This window comes from Luteibacter sp. 329MFSha (assembly GCF_900111665.1).
In the GTDB taxonomy this organism is placed as follows: Bacteria; Pseudomonadota; Gammaproteobacteria; order Xanthomonadales; family Rhodanobacteraceae; genus Luteibacter.
The window spans coordinates 277,581-295,841 of sequence record NZ_FOJE01000002.1 but is presented as its reverse complement, the minus strand read 5'-3'; the positions used below and the strand labels follow the sequence as shown (position 1 = coordinate 295,841).

The following is an 18,261-nucleotide window of genomic DNA, read 5'->3' as shown; positions in this document are numbered from 1 at the left end:
AACGCGGGTGAACTCACGCAAGACAGAACGTGCCGGGGTGCTCTCGCACCCCGGCACGCCTTCATTACGCGCTACGGCGCGCCGCGTCCTGCGTCGCGGCCGGGCGGTACGCGTGGAACGCCACCGTCGCGGACGCGCGGCCCTGGCTGAGCGACCGCAACGCGGTGCTGTAGCCGTCCAGTTGCGCCAGCGGAACGTCGGCATCGATCTCCGTACGCTCCTGCCGGTCGACCAGGTTGACGATCTGGCCGCCGCGACGTTGCAGGTCGCCCAGCACGTCGCCCACCGCCGCGCCCGGCGCGCTGACCGACACCCGCATCACGGGCTCGAGCAACACGGTGCCGGTCGCCTCCAGCGCCGCTTTCACCGCGAGCTGCGCGGCGCGATGGAACGCCATCTCGTTCGAGTCCACCGCGTGCGCCTGGCCGTCCAGTACCGCCACCGCCGCGCCCACCACGGGATACCCGCGCGGACCCTCGATCAGTGCCGACGACACGCCCTTCTCCACGGCGGCCTGGAACTGCTTCGGGATCACGCCGCCCGTCGTGCGGTCCTCGTACGCGTTCGCGTCGTCGCCCGTCGGGGCGATCGACAGCACCACGCGCGCGAACTGACCGCTGCCGCCAGTCTGCTTCGCCAGCTTGCCCTCGACGGGTCCGGAAGCCCGGGCCGGCGTCTCTTGGTAAGCCACGCGTGGCGAGCCGGTGCGGACCTGCACGCCCCATTCGCGACGCAGGCGCTCGACCATCACCTCGAGGTGCAGCTCGCCCATGCCCCAGACCAGCGTTTCGCCGGTGTCGGGATCGGTGCCTACGCGGAAGGACGGATCCTCCTGCGCCAGGCGCGCCAGGCCGTTGCCGAGCTTGAGCAGGTCGGCCGAACGCTCGGGCGTGAGGCGCCAGGACAGCACGGCCGGCTGCGCCTGGATCGTCTCCAGCCGCACGGGGTGATGCGCGTCCGACAGCGTCTCGCCCGTGGCCACATCCTTCCAGCCCGCGATGGCGACGATGTCGCCCGCTTCCGCGACCTCGACGGCCTCGGTGTCTTCCGCGCGCACGACCGCCAGCCGACCGATGCGCTGGACGCGGTCGGTACCGCTGCGCCACACGGCGTCGCCGACGTGCAGACGGCCCGAGTAGACACGGATGAACGCCAGCGGGCCGTGCGCCTGGTTGACGACCTTGAAAACGAGCGCCGCGAGCTTCGCGTCCGCGTCGGGCGCGATCGTCTCGTCGCCGTGGTCCGTATGCGCGACGACCGCGGGGCGATCGACGGGCGACGGCAGGTACGCGACGAGCGCGTCGAGCAGCGGCTCGATGCCGACGTTGCGGAACGCCGAACCCGGAAGCACCGGCGAGCCGGTACCGGCCAGCGTGCCACGGCGCAACGCCGCGGTCAGCGCCGCCGCGTCGATGGGCTGTTCGGCGAGCCACAGTTCGGCGAGCGTTTCGTCGCGATCGGCGACCGCGGCCACGAGTTCGGCGCGCGCGTCGGCGTGCGCGGCACGTTCGTCGGCGTTCCACGCGTGCACGGACGGCGTGCCGGCGTCGTCGAAACGCCAGGTACGCTCGGCGACGAGGTCGACGAGACCCACGATGTGCTCGCCCTCGATCACGGGACGCGCGACGACCCACGGATTCGCACCGAGCTTCTCGCGCATCTGCGCGACGACGGCGTCGAAGTCCGCGCCGGGGCGATCCATCTTGTTGATGAACGCCATCAGCGGCACGCCGTGACGGCGCGCCTGGTGCCACACGGTTTCGGATTGCGGCTGCACGCCGGCGACGCCGGAGAACACGGTCACCGCGCCGTCGAGCACGCGGAGCGAACGCTCCACCTCGATGGCGAAGTCGATGTGCCCGGGCGTGTCGATCAGCGTGAGGCGATGCGGCAGGCCGCCTTCCGGCGTCCAGTTCGCGCGCACGGCCGCGGCGCCGATCGTGATGCCACGCTCGCGCTCGAGTTCCATGTGGTCGGTGGTGGTCGCGCCATCGTGCACCTCGCCGGTGCGATGGATCGTGCCGGTCTTGTAGAGCAGGCGCTCGGTGAGCGTGGTCTTGCCCGCATCGACGTGCGCGATGATGCCGAGGTTGCGCCAACGGTCGACGGGGATACGGGTTTCGCGGGTGGTACTCATGACAAACGGATTCCTGTTCGGGGTTCGCCAGGGATAAGCATCGACGTCGGGCGAGGCACTCCCCGGATCCGTCGCCGCCCCTGGCTCGAGCGCGGCGATCAGGTCCGGGGGTCGCGGCAGTTCTTCATGACACGGACACTCCGGTGTGGGCTTGCATGGAAAAAAGCACAAAAAAAAGCACCCTCGCGGGTGCTTTCGGTGTTCTTCGAGGACGAGAGACGTCTTACGACGATATCCCGCCTGGCACGGAACGCGCGCACCCGCGACGCGCCCGTGGGGCGATCGGTGGGACGTTCAGCAGATCGTGCTTGCAGCGGAACATGGTGGGTCTCTTCGGCTCGGGAGGCGACGCGTGTCGCCAGGGTAGCAGCAAGATGGGGTGGCCCGAATCCGTTTCAAGCCCCCGGGAATCGACGCGTCGCGGTCATGGCAGGGCGTACGCCACGACATAATCGCCGGACTTCGTGCCCAGCCCGCTGTGGCCGCCCGCGGCGATGACGATGTACTGCTTGCCGTTGACCGAATAGGACATCGGGTTCGCCTGGCCGCCGGCCGGAAGGCGCGCTCGCCACAGCTCCTTGCCCGTGCGCTCGTCGATCGCGCGGAGGTAGTTGTCGGCGGTCGCGCCGATGAATACGAGGCCGCCGCGCGTCGTCATGTTGCCGCCGATGTTGAAGATGCCGGTGGGCAGCGGCGCGTTGACGTGCGTGCCGAAGGGGCCCGTGTCGCGCGTCGTGCCGAGCGGATGTTCCCAGACGAGCTTGTGCGTGACCAGATCGATCGCCGCGAGCGTGCCCCACGGCGGCGGATTGCAGGGAACGCCGAGCGGATTCAGCCACGGATGGACCTTTCCGACGTACGGCGTCCCGTACTGCGGCGCGAGGCCGCCACCCACTTTGGGCTCGTTGCCGGACCCGTCCCACGGCTTCACCAGGCCGCGTTCTTCGGCCGGACCGCGCGGCGCGAGGCTGATGATGAACGGAATGTAGTTCGCGTTGGCGATGAGCAGCTTGTTGTACGGATCGATCGACGCGCCGTGCCAGTCGATCACGCCGTCGAACGCGGGATACACGATCGTGTCCTTCAGTTGCGGTGGCGTGAACTGCCCCTCGTACGCCGCCTTGCGGAACTCGATCCGGCACATCAGCTGGTCGAAGGGCGTCGCGCCCCACATCTGCTGTTCCGTGAGGTCCTTCGGCGTGAGCGACGGCATGCCGACCGAATACGGCTGTGTCGGGGACGTCCTGTCGCCCGGAACCGCGTTCTGCGGCACCGGCTTCTCCTGGACCTCGGTGATGGGCGCACCCGTGCGACGGTCGAGCACGAAGAACTCGCCCCGCTTCGTGGTCTGCACCAGCGCGGGGATCGTGCCTCCCTTGGGATCGGGCAGGTCCACGAGCGACGGGCCGACCGGTACGTCCATGTCCCACAGGTCGTGGTGCGTGTTCTGGTAAACCCATCGCGGTGCCCCGGTTTCGATGTCCAGCGCCACCGTGGAGCTCGACACCTTCTCGTCGAAGTCGCGCCGATGGCCGCCGAAGTAATCCGGGGTCGCGTTGCCCATCGGCAGGTACACCATCCCGAGGTCGGGATCGGCGGTGTAGACGCCCCATGCGTTCGGCGTGCCGCGTGTCAGCTGCTCGTTCGGGCCGGGCGTCCAGTTCTGCGGATCGTGGCCAACGTCCCAGGCCCAGACCAGCTTGCCGCTCAGCGGATCGAACGCGCGCACGGCGCCGGACGGTTCGCCCTCCGCCTGGTTGTCGTAAACCCAGCCGCCCAGGATCACGCGATCCTTCAGCACGAGCGGCGGCGAGGTGACGAAATGGAAGCCCGCCGGCACGTGACCGAGGTACTGGGTCAGCGACACGAAGCCGTGCTCGCCGAAGTCCTCGCAGGGTTTTCCGGTCTCGGCGTTCAGCGCCATCACGCGCGCGTCCAGCACGGGCGCGATGATGCGGCGCGGACAGTCCGTCGCCGTGCCCGGCGGGGCCTCGTAATAGGCGACGCCGCGGCACGCGAGGTAGACGTCGGCGTCGGTATTCGCCTTCGGATCGAAGCTCCACTTCTTCTGACCCGTCGCCGCGTCGAACGCCACGACCCAGCTGTGACCCGTGCACACGTAGAGCGTGTCGCCCACCTTGATCGGCGTGTTCTCGAAGTTGAATTCATGACCCGCGTCGGTACCGCCCTGGTCTTCGCCCGGCCGCATCGTGTCGCCGGTGCGCGCCGTCCACGCCACCTTGAGGTCCTTCACGTTCTTCGTGTCGACCTGGTCCAGCGGCGAGAAGCGGTCGCCGCGCGGCGTGCGGCCGTAGAACCGCCAGTCGCCGTCGGCGACCGACGCGTCGTGCCCACCCGCGTCGTTGCGCAAGGTGGCCTCGCCCCGCGTGCCGACGGGCTGCATGAAGCCCGCCACGCCGACGCCGAACGCGAGCACGACCGCGACGACGACCGCCGCACCCGCGCCGCGCGACGGCACCAGTTTCCGTCGTACCCACGGCATCAGGAGGTAGATACCGAGCAGCACGGGGACGAGGAGTCGAGGCTCGAGTTGCCACCCGACGAAGCCGACTTCGCCGATGGCCCACACGGTGGTGCCGAGCAGCAGCAGCGCGTAGAGCCACAGCGATGTCGACGATCCGCGTATCAGCGACACACCCGTCGCCGCGACAGCGAGCCCGGCGATCAGGTAGTAGAAGCTGCCGCCGAGTGCGACGAGCCACGCGCCGCCGAACGCGAGCGCGAGTCCGATGACGGCGATCACGGCGCCCGTGATGCGCGGCGGGCGGTGTGAACGAATGATGGGTGACATGGCATATCTCCGGTGCGCGACGCGGTCGTACGCGTCGCGCCCGATGCCGCGTGGTGAACGTCCAAAGATAAGCATGGCAGGTATATCCCGCGTGTACGCGTCGCGTTCGCAGGACGACGATCTTCGGGTGCACGATCTTGCGAGGACACGCGAGCACCCGTCGCCGATGCGATCGGCTCCCACCCTTCGGCAGGCAGCCTGTGGGAGCCGATCGTATCGGCGATCCCGCGGCAGCGGGCACGCCTCCCTCAGCGCTCCCGCATGGCGGCCTCGATCGTATCGGCCGCAATGCGCGCACCGTCCTCGCGCTGGATCACGCGCGCGGCGTCCGCGGCACGACGCGTCACCGCATCGTCGCCCAGCACTTCGCGCAGCAATGCCGCCGCGCGATCCGCCCGATAGCGGGATGCGCGCAGCACACGCCCGACGCCGAGTCGCTCGACGCGCGCCGCGTTGTCCGGCTGGTCGAAGCCGTGGGGCGCGACGAGTTGCGGGCGTCCCGCGCGAAGCGCTTCCTGCGTCGTGCCCACGCCACCGTGATGCACGACCGCCGCCGCGCGCGCGAACAGCGCGCCATGCGGCGCGTATTCCTGCACGAGGACACCTTCCAGCAACGCCGCCGGAAGACGCGCGCGCATCTCGGGCGATCCGGTCAACAACACCGCGCGCCGCCGCAGCGCGACGGAGGCCTCGATGCTTTCCCGCAGGAACGACGCCCCGGCGTGCACCGCGGCCGAGCCCAGCGTGTAGACGATCGGCGCATCGCCCGCGTCGAGGAACGCGGCGAGTTCCGGCGCGAGCCGGTCGCCGCCGGGCGCGTAACGGCACTGCCCTGTGATACGCGTTCGCGCGGGCGCATCCGGCGGGGGCTCGCCGAGCAGCGGGGAGTACATCGCGAGGACACCGTCGCGCGCGTGCTGTCCCTGATGGAACGGATCGCCCCACGGAGAAACCGGCGGCAGTCCCAGCGACACCCTGAAATCGCGTACCGGGCGCGTCCATGGCGCCGTGACGGTGCGCGCGAGGCGGCCCAACCATCCGCCGCGCCGTGGCGAACCGCGCAGGAACGTGTCGAGCCGCGCGTAGCCCGTCGCAGGCGGGTCCCACGCGGAAAGGAAGACGGCCGGCGACAGCACGGCCGAGAGCCATGCGAGCCGCCCCGTCTCGCCGATGATCTGCCCGGCGAACGCCAGCGTCGTCGTGACTATCGCATCGGCCTCCGCGCAGACGGGAGCGAGCGCGGCGTAACTTGCCGCGACGTCCGCCGCGGCGAGATCGCGCACGACGAAGCGCGGCCCGCGCAGGGGATGGAACGCGCGGGCCGCGAAGGCTGCCTTGTCCTCGGGTTCCGCGATCCCGCTGGCAAGGAGGAAGGCGAGTCCCGCCGCCGCGACGGCCTCCCGGTGGATCGCATGCGCGGCGACCGTGACCCGGTGCCCGCGCGCGACCAGCTCGCGCCCGACGGCCAGGAACGGAAACAGGTCGCCCTGCGACCCGACCGTGGCCATCACGATGTGTCGTCCCGCCATGCCTCGCTCCTTTGCCGACCAGGGCATTCTCGCGGCTACCGCGTGCACGGCGCGCGCGCATTGACTTGCCGGCCGTCGACGACTACCTTGCCGGCTGCCAGCGGTCTTTATCTCGATATTCGAATAGAGAGATAAAGCTAAGAGGGAAGCCGGTGCGATTCCGGCGCTGCCCCGCAGCGGTATGTGGAGACGAACCCGTCACAGGCACTGGATCGATGGCGATCCGGGAAGCGACGGGCGAGGCGACGCCCCACGGCGTCACATCCACGAGCCCGAAGACCTGCCGCCGGCCGGAGCGCATGCGTCGTCATGGACGCGTCCGTTCCGTCCGACCTGGGTGCCGTCGAAAGACGGGCGCCCGGTTCGCCCGCGGGGGCGAAGGTCGACGGTCATCCCTCATGACGCGGCCCACCGGCACGCATCGCGTGCGGGTGGACGGCGGCGCGTGGGCGGCCGCCCTTCCCTCCTCTTTTCCCCGAAGAGGATCCATGCATGCCACACGTCACCTACCCCGGATTTCCCCGCATCGGCCGACGCCGCGAATTGAAGCGCGCGCTCGAAGGCCACTGGAAGGGCGAAGTTTCCGCCGATGAACTGCAGTCCGCGGCGCGCGAACTGCGCCTGCGGCACTGGTCGCTCGCTTGCAAGGCGGGCGCCGATAGCGTGTCGGTGAACGATTTCTCGCTCTACGACCACGTGCTCGACGCCGCCGTGACGGTCGACGCCATTCCGCCGCGCTACCGGCGGTTGCACGAGCAGGATCCGCTGGCGGGCTACTTCGCCATGGCGCGCGGACACCAGGACGATACGTTCGACCTGCACGCGCTCGAGATGACGAAGTGGTTCGACACCAACTACCACTACATCGTGCCGGAGCTGTCCGCGGAACAGACGTTCCGCGCCCGGCCGGCCAAGGTGGTCGCCGAATTCCGCGAGGCCATGGCCGCGGGGCACGTGGCGCGCCCGGTGCTGCTGGGACCGGTCACGTTCCTTCGTCTGTCCAAGACCGTCGACGGCAGCGATCCGCTCGCCCTGCTCGACGCGCTGCTGCCCGCGTGGATCGACGTGCTCCACGCGCTGGCCGACGCCGGCGCGGACTGGGTGCAGGTCGACGAGCCCGCGCTCGTCCTCGATCTCGACGAGCCGACGCGCGAGGCCTACCGCCACGCGTATGCGCGGATCGCGGAACGTTCGCGCGCACGCATCCTCCTCGCCACGTATTTCGGCGACCTCGGCGACAACCTCGACCTCGCCGCCTCGCTGCCGGTCGCGGGCATCCATGTCGACCTCGTCCGCGGTGGCGCGTCGGTCGATGCGTTGATCGACGCGCTGCCTCGCGACACCGTGCTTTCCGCCGGCGTCCTCGACGGACGCAACATCTGGCTCAGCGCGCCCGAGGCTGTCCTGCCCCGCGTCGAGGCACTGCGCGATCGCCTCGGCGACGAACGTCTCTGGCTTTCGACATCGTGCTCGCTGTTGCACGTGCCGATCGACGCGTCGGAAGAGAAGCGGCTGCCGGGCGACATCGGTGCGTGGCTGTCGTTCGCGCGGCAGAAGATCGGCGAGTTGCGTCGTTACGCCGACGCCGTCGTCGGATCACCTTCCGCGCGCGAAGCCCTCCAGCGGCAGCAGGCGATCGTGGCGCGGCGCCTCGCGTCGCCGGACGTCGCGCGCGCCGATGTGCGTGCGCGTGTCCGTGGCCTCACGCCGCAGTTCGCTCAGCGACGTTCGGCGTACGCCTTCCGCGCCGCGGTCCAGCGGGAGCGGTTCGCCCTGCCCGACCTGCCGACGACGACGATCGGTTCCTTTCCGCAGACCGCCGAATTGCGCAACGCCCGCGCCGCGCACCGCGCCGGCAGGCTCGACGACGCGTCGTACGCCGAGGTGCTGCGCGACGAAGTACGTCGCGCCGTGCGCTTCCAGGAGGAGGCCGGCATCGACGTGCTCGTGCATGGCGAGCCCGAGCGCAACGACATGATCGAATACTTCGGCGAGCAGCTGGCGGGCTTCGCGTTCACGTCGCTGGGCTGGGTGCAGAGCTACGGCTCGCGCTGCGTGAAGCCACCGGTCATCTACGGGGATGTCGCGCGTCCCGCGCCCATGACCGTGGCGTGGTCCGCGTACGCCCAGTCGCTCACCGACCGGCCGATGAAGGGCATGCTCACGGGACCGGTGACGATGCTGCAGTGGTCGTTCGTGCGCGACGACCTGCCGCGCGACGAGGTCTGCCGACAGATCGCCCTCGCGCTGCGCGACGAGGTGCACGACCTGGAAAAGGCGGGCATCGGCATCGTGCAGATCGACGAGCCGGCGTTGCGCGAAGGCCTGCCGCTGCGACGCGCGGCGTGGTCGGCCTACCTCGCCTGGGCGGTGGACGCGTTCCGCATCACGGCGGGCGGCGTCAGCGACGGCACGCAGGTCCACACCCATATGTGCTACTCGGAGTTCAACGACATCATCGAGGCGGTCGCCGCGATGGACGCGGACGTGATCTCGATCGAGACGAGCCGCTCACGGATGGAGCTGCTCGAGGCCTTCACGACCTTCCGCTACCCGAACGGGATCGGCCCCGGCGTCTACGACATCCACTCCCCGCGCGTCCCGGCGGAGGCCGAAATGGCCGACCTCGTGGCCAGGGCGCTCCAGGTCCTGCGCCCCGACCAGCTCTGGATCAACCCGGACTGCGGCCTGAAGACCCGCGGCTGGCCGGAAGTCGCCGAGGCGCTGAAAGGCATGGTGACGGTGGCCCGGGCGGCAAGGGAGCGCCTGGCGGCCACAAGCTAGCCTAGCGCCCCCCTTGTAGGAGCGGACCTGGCCGCGACAGCCGTTCGCGTCAGTCCCGGAGTTCGCGCGCCAGCTCCAGGACTCCGGCGAAAAGCTGTCGCGGCCAGGTCCGCTCCCACAGCGGCGCGCCAGGTCCGCTCCCACAGGTCCGCTCCCACGGCGGCGCGCCCTGAACATCCATGCAACCGTCACCCCGCGGGGGTACCCTTCCCCCTGCAAACCGGACCGGGGGCGTGTATCATGGCGCGCCCCATTTATCTCTTTATCCGTAAAGAAGGATATATCCCAGCGATGAGCAACTACCTCTTCACCTCCGAGTCGGTCTCCGAAGGCCATCCGGACAAGATCGCCGACCAGATCTCGGATGCGGTCCTCGACGCGATCCTTGCCCAGGACCCGCGCGCGCGCGTGGCGTGCGAGACGCTGGTGAAGACCGGCGTCGCCATCGTCGCGGGCGAGATCACCACCAGCGCGTGGATCGACCTCGAAGCGCTCACCCGCAAGGTCATCCTCGACATCGGCTACGACAGCTCGGAAGTCGGCTTCGACGGCGAGACCTGCGGCGTGCTGAACCTCATCGGCAAGCAGTCGCCGGACATCAACCAGGGCGTCGACCGCAAGAAGCCGGAAGAACAGGGCGCGGGCGACCAGGGCCTGATGTTCGGTTACGCGACGAACGAGACCAGCGAGTACATGCCGGCCGCGATCCACTACGCGCACCGCCTCGTCGAGCAGCAGACCAAGGTCCGCAAGAAGAAGAACTCGCCGCTGCCGTGGCTGCGCCCGGACGCGAAGAGCCAGGTCACCCTGCGCTACGAGAACGGCGAGGCCGTCGCCATCGACGCCGTCGTGCTCTCCACGCAGCACGATCCGGACGTCAAGCAGAAGGACCTCATCGAAGGCGTGCGCGAGCTGATCCTGAAGCCCGTGCTGCCGGCGAAGCTCCTGCACAAGGGCACGAAGTTCCACATCAACCCGACCGGCAAGTTCGTCATCGGTGGCCCGGTGGGCGACTGCGGCCTGACCGGCCGCAAGATCATCGTCGACACCTACGGCGGCTGGGCCCGTCACGGTGGTGGCGCGTTCTCGGGCAAGGATCCGTCGAAGGTCGACCGTTCGGCCGCCTACGCCGCGCGTTACGTCGCTAAGAACATCGTCGCGGCCGGCCTCGCCGACCGTTGCGAGATCCAGGTCAGCTACGCCATCGGCGTGGCCGAGCCGACCTCGATCTCCGTGACCACGTTCGGCACCGGCAAGATTCCCGACGAGAAGATCGAGAAGCTCATCCGCAAGCACTTCGACCTGCGCCCGTACGGCATCATCAAGATGCTCGACCTGGTGCACCCGATGTACCAGCCGACCGCCTCGAACGGTCACTTCGGCCGCAAGCCCTACGAGATCACCGACAAGAACGGCAACACGTTCACGGCGTTCTCGTGGGAGAAGACCGACAAGGCCGAGATCCTGCACGATGCCGCGGGCCTCGGCGCGACGGTCGCGCGCCGCAAGTAAGCGACGCATCAAGCCGTACGAAAGGGCGCCTCCGGGCGCCCTTTTTTTGGCCTGTGGGCCTCACGGCGGTTTCATGGGCGGGGTGCGACATAAGGGCCTTCGTCACCGGAGACCCTACCCATGATCCGCATCCTGTCCACCGCCCTCCTCGCCACCGCTCTGTCGTTCGCCGCGCAGGCCCAGGACAAGGATTCCCAGGGCGGGACGGCGACCGACGCCGGCTTCTACAAGAACGCCTCCGCCGCGGGCGTGACCGAGGTGGCCGCGAGCGAGATCGCGCTCAAGCAGTCCACGTCGAAGGCGGTCAAGAGCTTCGCGCAGAAGATGGTCACGGACCATACGAAGGCGAACGACGAGCTGAAGGAACTGAAGTCCGGCGACAAGGGCTACTCGATCGCGCACGAGCCGACCCCGGAAGGTTCGAAGATGATCGACGCCCTGTCGCGGCTGAACGGCGCCGACTTCAACCGCGAATACCGCAAGATGATGATCGCCGACCACGAGGAGGCGGTGGCCGTGTTCGAGGTCGAGATCGAAAAGGGCTCGAGCCCCGAGCTGAAGGCGTTCGCTAAGAAGACCCTGCCGACCCTGAAGCACCACCTGCAGGAAGCGAAGGCTCTGCCGCAGAAGTGAGGCGATGAGGGGAACCGTGCGCTGCGATCGCCGAGGCGATCGGCTCCCACCCTTCGGTCGGCGGCCTGCTACCGAAGAGTGGGAGCCGATCGTATCGGCGATTGGAGCTTACGGAAGAATCAGGCGTTGCGATTCGACCCGGAGAGCACGTCGACCCACACGGCCAGCACCAGGATCACGCCCTTGATGATCAGCTGCCAGGAATTGTCGACGTCCATCAGCTGCATGCCGCTGTCGAGGCTGGCCATGACCAGCGCGCCGATGAGCGCGCCGTAGACCGTGCCCGAACCGCCGCGCATCGACGTGCCGCCGATGAAGCAGGCGGAGATCGCGTCGAGCTCGGCGCCCGTACCGGCGGACGGCGATCCCGAACCCGTGCGGGCCACGGTGATGATGCCCGCGAACGCGCACATCAGGCCCATGATCGCGAAGACCACGAGCTTCACGCGGGCGACGTTCACGCCGGACAGGCGCGTGGCTTCCATGTTGCCGCCCACGGCGTAGATGTGGCGGCCGAAGACGGTCTGCGTCGACACGTAGGTGAACACGGCCAGCAGCGCCAGCAGGATCATCACCGGGATGGGGATGCCGTTGGCGTCGTTGAGCACGCGCACGAAGCCGAAGATGAAGGCACCGATCGCGACGAGCCGCGCGACGTCGATCCAGGTGGCGGCCTGCTGCAATCCCAGCGACGCACGGCGCATGCGACGGCGGACCGTCAGCGCGACCATGGCGAGGAAGATGAAGGCGCCGATCCACACCGACAGGACCGGCGGAACGAAGCCCTGGCCGAGCGCGATGAGGTCGTCCGGCGCGGGAGCGATCGTGGAACTGCCGGTGAGGTAAAGCACGAGGCCGCGGAACGCCAGCATGCCGCCCAGGCCGACGATGAACGACGGGACGCGCATCTTCGTCACGACGAAGCCGTTCAACGCGCCGATGACCAGGCCCAGCGCGAGCACCGCGGCGATGGACGGCCAGGTGCCCCAGCCCATGTTCACGGTGAGGATGGCGACGACGCCGCCGAGCAGCCCGAGCTGTGAGCCGATCGACAGGTCGATCTCGCCGGCGATGATGATGAACACCATGCCACAGGCGAGCATGCCCGTGATCGCCATCTGCCGGAACAGGTTGGACAGGTTGCCGGGCGTGACGAAGGCCTGGTCGGTCTTGATGTGGAAGAAGAGCCAGATCAGCGCGACCGCGATGAGCAGCGCGAGGATCTTGTAGCGGACGAACAGTTGCTGGACTTTCTGGGCCTGCATGGAAGGCTTCCTGGTAACGCGAATGGGGTCAGGCGGCGTGTGCCGGCCCTTCGGCGGCATGGGAGATGGCGGCGGCGAGCACCTGCTCGGAGGTCAGGCCGACGTTCGGGAAGTTGCCGCGAAGCTTGCCCTCGCCCACCACGAGCACGCGATCGCTCACGCCGAGCACCTCGGGCATCTCGGACGAGACCATGATGATCGCGACGCCGCGTGCGGCGAGTTCGAACATCAGCTTGTAGATGTCGTACTTGGAACCAACATCCACGCCGCGCGTGGGTTCGTCGAGGATAAGCACCTTGGGCTCGGGCAGCAGCATCTTGGTCAGGACGGCTTTCTGCTGGTTGCCGCCGGACAGGCCGACGATCGCCAGTTCGGGACTCGCCGTCTTCACGCGCAGCCGTTTGATCTCGGCATCGACCACCTGCATCTCCGCCTGCCGGTCGATCTGGCCGGCACGGGCGAAATGCGACAGCGTGGCGAGGGTGATGTTGTCGCCCACCCCCAGCAGCGGGACGATGCCCTGGCGCTTGCGGTCCTCGGGAACGAGCGACAGGCCCGCCTTGATCGCCTGTTCGGGGCTGCGCACCTTGACCGGCTTGCCCTCGATGACGACCTCGGCCTCGTAGCGGCCCGGATAGGCGCCGAAGATCGCGGAGACGAGCTCCGTGCGACCGGCGCCGACCAGACCCGCGATGCCGACGATCTCGCCGCGGCGCACCTCGAACGAGATGTCGTCGACGCGCTTGCGGTTCGGGTTGGTCACGTCCCAGCAGGTGACGTGGCGGGCCTCGAAGATCACCTCGCCGATGTCGTGCTCCACCTTCGGGAACAGGTTTTCGATGTCGCGACCGACCATCGCCGTGATGATCGAGTGCGTGGTCATCTCGCTCATCGGCTTCGTCACGATGTGCTTGCCGTCGCGGATGACGGTGACCGTGTCGCAGACGCGCGCGACCTCGTCGAGCTTGTGCGAGATGTACACGCACGCGACGCCGTCGCGCTTGAGATCCTCGATGATCGACAGCAGCGTGTCGGTCTCCGCGGAGGTCAGCGACGACGAGGGCTCGTCCAGGATGAGGAGGCGCGCGTTCTTCGCGAGCGCCTTGGCGATCTCGAAGAGCTGCTGGTACCCGCCGCCGTAGTTCATCACCGGGGCGGCCACGTTGACGTCCTTCAGCTTCAGCCGCGCGAGCAGCGCCTCGGCCTGCGCGTACATGGCGTCGTAATCCATGACGCCGCCGAACTTGCGGATCTCGTTGCCGAGGAAGATGTTCTCCGCCACCGACAACTGCGGCACCAGCATGAGTTCCTGGTGGATGATGACGATGCCGGCCTCTTCGCTGTCGCGCACGGAGTACGCCTTGAGCGGCTTGCCGTCGAACAGGATCTCGCCTTCCCAGGTGCCGTACGGGTACACGCCGGAGAGCACTTTCATCAGGGTCGACTTGCCGGCGCCGTTCTCGCCGCACAGGCCGACGCATTCGCCCGGCCGTACCGCCAGGTCGATGCCATTGAGCGCGCGCACGCCGGAGAACTCCTTGACGATCTGGCGCATCTCGAACAGGTATTCGCTCACCGCGTTCTTCCTTCTTTCACGAGCGACGCCCCGCGGAATGCGGGGCGCCGCCGGTATCGCCTGACTTACGGGCCGACCTGCGCCTGGGTGTAGAAGCCGTCCTTCACCACGAGGTCGACGTTCGCCTTGGTCAGTTCGGTCGGGGTCAGGAGGATGGTATCGACATCCTTCTTGCCGTTGTTCATCTTCGAGGTGAACTTCGGTGCGCCGCCCTTGGCCAGGTCGACCGCGAGGTTCGCGGCGTCCGTCGCGATCGCCTTGATCGGCTTGTAGACGGTCATCGTCTGCGTGCCGGCCTTGATGCGCTTGATCGCGGCGAGGTCGGCATCCTGGCCCGACACGGCGACCTTGCCGGCGAGCTTCTGGCCGTTGAGCGCCGCGATCGCGCCGCCGGCGGTGCCGTCGTTCGAGGCGACGATGCCCTGGATGTTGTTCTTGTTGGCGGTCAGCGCGTTCTCGACGATCGTCTGCGCGTTCGTCGCGAGCCACTCGTTCGTCCACTGCTGGCCCACGATCTTCACCGCGCCGCTCTTGACCAGCGGATCGAGCACCTTCATCTGGCCCTCGCGGAGGATCTTGGCGTTGTTATCGGTGGGCGCGCCGCCGAGCAGGAAGTAGTTGCCCTTGCCGCCCGTCGCGTTGACGACGCCCTGCGCCTGCATCTGGCCGACCTTGTCGTTGTCGAACGAGATGTACGCGTCGACGTCGGCGTTGAGGATCAGGCGATCGTACGAGATCACCTTGATACCGGCCTTCTTCGCCTCGGCCACCACGGTGGTGAGCGTCTTGGCGTTGAACGGCACGATGACGATGACGTCCACCTTGCGCGAGATGAGGTTCTCGATCTGCTGGATCTGCTTCTGCTCGTTGGCGTCGGCGGACTGCACCGAGACCGTCGCGCCCTTCGCTTCGGCCGCGGCCTTGAAGTAGTCGCGATCGCGCGTCCAGCGTTCGACGCGCAGGTCGTCGATGGAGAAACCGATGACGGGCTTGTCCTTGCTCGCATGCGCCTGCGGCGTCGCGAATACGCCGGCGGCGATCATCGATACGGCAAGCACCGTGTGTAGGGCCTTCTGCTTCATGCTCGTCTCCATGGGTCTATGGAATCGCCCGTCAGTGCGGGCGGAAATCGTCGCCGGGAATGGCGTCGGCGTATAGCGGCTTCAGTCGTTCGTAGGATCGGCGGAACAAAGGGTGGCGCGTTTGCAGGAAATAAGCATGACGCGCTGCATCGGGCTCGCGCGCGGCGGTGATCGCGGGCATCGGGCACACGTCGTCGAGCGACGCGCCGGGTTCGACCGCCAGGCGCGCCAGCCGGGCGGCGCCGAGCGCCGGGCCGACCTCTCCGCCGCTGCGCAGCACGAGCCGCTTGCCGAGGATGTCGGCCAGCATCTGCGTCCAGTAGGCGCTGCGCGAGCCACCGCCGATCACGGTGATCTCGTCGGCGACGAGGCCCGTCGACTCCACGGCCAGGAGGCCGTCGAGCAGGCCCAGCCCCACGCCTTCGAGCGTGGCGTTGGCGAGGTCCGCGCGATCCGTGTCGGGCCCCAGGTGCGTGAACGAGCCACGGACGTGGGCGTCGTTGTGCGGCGTGCGTTCGCCCGTGAGGTAGGGCAGGAACAGCGGACCGTGTTTGGCGAGTCCCCGCGCTTCCGCCTCGGCGAGCAACGCTGGGACATCGGGCAACCCCGTGAGGCGCGCCGTGAAATCGAGGCAGCTCGCGGCGTTGAGCATCACCGACATCAGGTGCCAGGTATCGGGCAGCGCGTGGCAGAAACTGTGGACGGCCTGTTCGGGACTGGCCCGGAAGCCATCCGATACCGCGAAGTACACGCCCGACGTGCCGAGCGAGAGCATGGCCTGACCGTCGCGCACGATACCGACGCCCACCGCGCCCGCGGCGTTGTCGCCACCGCCGGCGGCGACGGGCACGGTATCCATGCCCCAGCGGTCCGCCAGTTCGCGACGCAGGCGGCCGGTCGGCTGGCTGCCTTCGAACACCTCGGGCATGTGCGAACGGTCGAGGCCCGTCGCCGCCAGCATCGCGTCGCTCCACTGCCGGCGCCGCACGTCGAGCCACAACGTGCCGGCCGCGTCGGACGCGTCCGTCGCGTACTCGCCCGTAAGGCGAAGGCGCAGGTAATCCTTGGGCAGCAGCACTTTCGCCACGCGCGCGAACACGTCGGGCTCGTGGCGGCGGACCCACGCGAGCTTCGGCGCGGTGAAGCCGGGCATCGCGAGGTTGCCGGTGATCTCGCGGAAACCCGGCACACGCTCGAGCTCGGCGCACTCGACGTCCGAGCGGCCGTCGTTCCAGAGGATCGCCGGGCGCAGGACGTTGTCGGACGCGTCGAGCAGCGTCGCGCCGTGCATCTGCCCGGACAGGCCGATCGCCGCCACGCGGCGCGCATCGACGCCCTTGAGAACATCCGCAACGGCCGATTCGGTGGCCGCCCACCATGCCGCGGGATCCTGCTCGGACCAGCGCGGATGGGGGTGCGACACCTGCAACGGGCTGGAAGCGGTGGCGCGCACCGCTCCCGCCTCGTCCATGAGGACGGCTTTCACCGATGACGTGCCCAGGTCGATGCCGAGGTACATGCGTTCCTGCGCTTCCATGTCGGGTTCCATATCAACCGTAGATATAACGGTTCACGATGTTTTCGAGCAACTCCTGCTGCCCCGACACATGCTTCGGGTGGATGTCGCGCGCGACCGCATCGTCCGAAAGCGAAGCCAACGTGAATCCACCTTCCAGGATCTTCTTGCCGAACGCATCGTCCCATCCGGCGTAACGCTTCGCCTTGAAGTCGGCCAGCGCGTCGCGCTCGATCATCTTCGCCGCGCGCTCCAGGCTCAGCGCCAGCGCGTCGATCGCGCCGATGTGGCCGTGGAAGAGATCTTCCGCCGCATGGCTCTGGCGGCGCACCTTCGTGTCGAAGTTGAAGCCACCGGTGGTGAAGCCGCCGGCCTTCAGGATCTCGTAGGTGACGAGCGTGAGTTCCTCGACGCTGTTCGGGAACTGGTCGGTGTCCCAGCCGTTCTGCGGATCGCCGCGGTTGGCGTCGATGGAGCCGAACACGCCGAGCGCGATCGACGTGGCGACCTCGTGGTGGAACGAGTGGCCGGCGAGCGTCGCGTGGTTCGCCTCGAGGTTCGTCTTCACCTCGTTCTCGAGGCCGAACTCCTTGAGGAAGCCGTACACGGTCGCCGTGTCGTAGTCGTACTGGTGCTTGGTCGGCTCCTGCGGCTTGGGTTCGATGAGGATCGTGCCCTTGAAGCCGATCTTGTGCTTGTGCTCGATCACCATCCGGAAGAAGCGGCCCATCTGCTCGCGCTCGCGCTTCAGGTCGGTGTTGAGCAGCGTGTCGTAGCCCTCGCGGCCGCCCCACAGCACGTAGTTGGCACCACCGAGGCGATGCGTCGCTTCCATGGCGTGGCGCACCTGCGTGGCCGCGTAAGCGAACACGTCGGGCTGCGGGCTGGTGGCGGCGCCCGCGGCGTAGCGCGGATTGCTGAACAGGTTGGCGGTCCCCCAGAGCAGCTTCACACCGGTCTCGGACTGCTTGCGCTCCAGCACGTCGACCATCGCCGCGAAGTTCTCGCGGTACTCGGCCAGGCCGTTACCTTCCGGCGCGACGTCGGTGTCGTGGAAGGTGTAGAACGGCGTGCCGAGACGGGTGAAGAAATCGAACGCGGCGTCGGCCTTCTCGCGCGCCTTCGCCATCGGCTCGCCGGCCTGCTGCCACGGGCGCTCGAAGGTGCCGGCGCCGAACACGTCCGAACCCGGCCACACGAAGGTGTGCCAGTAGCAGGTCGCGAGGCGCAGGTGATCCGCCATGGTCTTGCCGAGCACGACCTTCTTCGGATCGTAGTGGCGGAAGGCGAGCGGGTTCTCGCTGCCGGTGCCCTCGTAACGGATCGGGGCGATGCTGGAAAAGTACGACATAACAATTCCTTGACGAACGTGGGGACGAATCCCGACGATCCTGACGATCCGGGGCCTGCGCGCG

General features: G+C 68.3%; 11 protein-coding genes and 1 riboswitch. Of the genes, 3 read left to right on the top strand and 8 right to left on the bottom strand.

Annotated elements, in window-relative coordinates; genetic code table 11:
* Positions 1 to 64: 64 nt before the first annotated feature.
* From fusA to BMW54_RS12575, 3 genes are all read right to left on the bottom strand, one after another.
* Positions 65 to 2,137, bottom strand: coding sequence for an elongation factor G (gene fusA / locus BMW54_RS12585; protein ID WP_090056473.1), 2,073 nt, complete (start codon positions 2,135 to 2,137; stop codon positions 65 to 67).
* A 424-nt stretch (positions 2,138 to 2,561) separates the two neighbouring features.
* Entirely contained in the window at positions 2,562 to 4,949 is a 2,388-nt protein-coding gene (locus tag BMW54_RS12580; RefSeq protein WP_090056472.1) for a membrane-bound PQQ-dependent dehydrogenase, glucose/quinate/shikimate family, read from the bottom strand.
* 248 nt (positions 4,950 to 5,197) lie between these two features.
* Complete coding sequence (locus BMW54_RS12575) at positions 5,198 to 6,478, bottom strand: glycosyltransferase (protein ID WP_175472851.1); 1,281 nt, start codon at positions 6,476 to 6,478, stop codon at positions 5,198 to 5,200.
* An 84-nt stretch (positions 6,479 to 6,562) separates the two neighbouring features.
* A riboswitch (cobalamin riboswitch) is annotated at positions 6,563 to 6,781 on the top strand.
* A gap of 189 nt (positions 6,782 to 6,970) precedes the next feature.
* On the opposite strand from BMW54_RS12575, the gene metE reads away from it, so the two are divergent.
* The 3 genes from metE (at position 6,971) to BMW54_RS12560 (ending at position 11,407) form a co-directional block, all read left to right on the top strand.
* The gene (gene metE, locus BMW54_RS12570; protein WP_090056468.1) at positions 6,971 to 9,262 is read left to right on the top strand and encodes a 5-methyltetrahydropteroyltriglutamate--homocysteine S-methyltransferase; all 2,292 of its coding nucleotides are present in this window, start codon (positions 6,971 to 6,973) and stop codon (positions 9,260 to 9,262) included.
* A 291-nt stretch (positions 9,263 to 9,553) separates the two neighbouring features.
* Positions 9,554 to 10,774: a methionine adenosyltransferase gene (gene metK, locus BMW54_RS12565; protein WP_090056465.1), complete on the top strand. Its 1,221-nt coding sequence runs from the start codon at positions 9,554 to 9,556 to the stop codon at positions 10,772 to 10,774.
* Between the two features lie 120 nt (positions 10,775 to 10,894).
* Positions 10,895 to 11,407, top strand: a complete 513-nt coding sequence (locus BMW54_RS12560; RefSeq protein ID WP_090056464.1) for a DUF4142 domain-containing protein — start codon at positions 10,895 to 10,897, stop codon at positions 11,405 to 11,407.
* Between the two features lie 119 nt (positions 11,408 to 11,526).
* Here BMW54_RS12560 and BMW54_RS12555 read toward each other — a convergent pair whose 3' ends face one another.
* From BMW54_RS12555 to xylA, 5 genes are all read right to left on the bottom strand, one after another.
* On the bottom strand, positions 11,527 to 12,672 hold the full coding sequence (locus BMW54_RS12555) for a sugar ABC transporter permease (protein ID WP_217642658.1): 1,146 nt from the start codon (positions 12,670 to 12,672) through the stop codon (positions 11,527 to 11,529).
* A gap of 28 nt (positions 12,673 to 12,700) precedes the next feature.
* Entirely contained in the window at positions 12,701 to 14,248 is a 1,548-nt protein-coding gene (locus BMW54_RS12550) for a xylose ABC transporter ATP-binding protein (protein WP_090056459.1), read from the bottom strand.
* Between the two features lie 65 nt (positions 14,249 to 14,313).
* Positions 14,314 to 15,330 (bottom strand): D-xylose ABC transporter substrate-binding protein, encoded by a 1,017-nt coding sequence (gene xylF / locus BMW54_RS12545; RefSeq protein WP_217642657.1) that lies wholly within the window; start codon positions 15,328 to 15,330, stop codon positions 14,314 to 14,316.
* Between the two features lie 31 nt (positions 15,331 to 15,361).
* Complete coding sequence (gene xylB, locus BMW54_RS12540) at positions 15,362 to 16,867, bottom strand: xylulokinase (protein WP_343124117.1); 1,506 nt, start codon at positions 16,865 to 16,867, stop codon at positions 15,362 to 15,364.
* Positions 16,868 to 16,880: 13 nt separating this feature from the next.
* On the bottom strand, positions 16,881 to 18,197 hold the full coding sequence (gene xylA, locus BMW54_RS12535; protein WP_090056454.1) for a xylose isomerase: 1,317 nt from the start codon (positions 18,195 to 18,197) through the stop codon (positions 16,881 to 16,883).
* Positions 18,198 to 18,261: the final 64 nt, after the last annotated feature.

What these genes read in the sequence shown, in the direction of transcription:
- metE (WP_090056468.1), top strand. Translation starts at nt 6,971, where the DNA reads ATGCCACACGTCACCTACCCCGGATTTCCCCGCATCGGCCGACGCCGC.
- xylF (WP_217642657.1), bottom strand. Translation starts at nt 15,330, where the DNA reads ATGAAGCAGAAGGCCCTACACACGGTGCTTGCCGTATCGATGATCGCC.
- BMW54_RS12575 (WP_175472851.1), bottom strand. Translation starts at nt 6,478, where the DNA reads ATGGCGGGACGACACATCGTGATGGCCACGGTCGGGTCGCAGGGCGAC.
- BMW54_RS12580 (WP_090056472.1), bottom strand. Translation starts at nt 4,949, where the DNA reads ATGTCACCCATCATTCGTTCACACCGCCCGCCGCGCATCACGGGCGCC.
- xylB (WP_343124117.1), bottom strand. Translation starts at nt 16,867, where the DNA reads ATGGAAGCGCAGGAACGCATGTACCTCGGCATCGACCTGGGCACGTCA.
- xylA (WP_090056454.1), bottom strand. Translation starts at nt 18,197, where the DNA reads ATGTCGTACTTTTCCAGCATCGCCCCGATCCGTTACGAGGGCACCGGC.
- BMW54_RS12560 (WP_090056464.1), top strand. Translation starts at nt 10,895, where the DNA reads ATGATCCGCATCCTGTCCACCGCCCTCCTCGCCACCGCTCTGTCGTTC.
- fusA (WP_090056473.1), bottom strand. Translation starts at nt 2,137, where the DNA reads ATGAGTACCACCCGCGAAACCCGTATCCCCGTCGACCGTTGGCGCAAC.
- BMW54_RS12555 (WP_217642658.1), bottom strand. Translation starts at nt 12,672, where the DNA reads ATGCAGGCCCAGAAAGTCCAGCAACTGTTCGTCCGCTACAAGATCCTC.
- metK (WP_090056465.1), top strand. Translation starts at nt 9,554, where the DNA reads ATGAGCAACTACCTCTTCACCTCCGAGTCGGTCTCCGAAGGCCATCCG.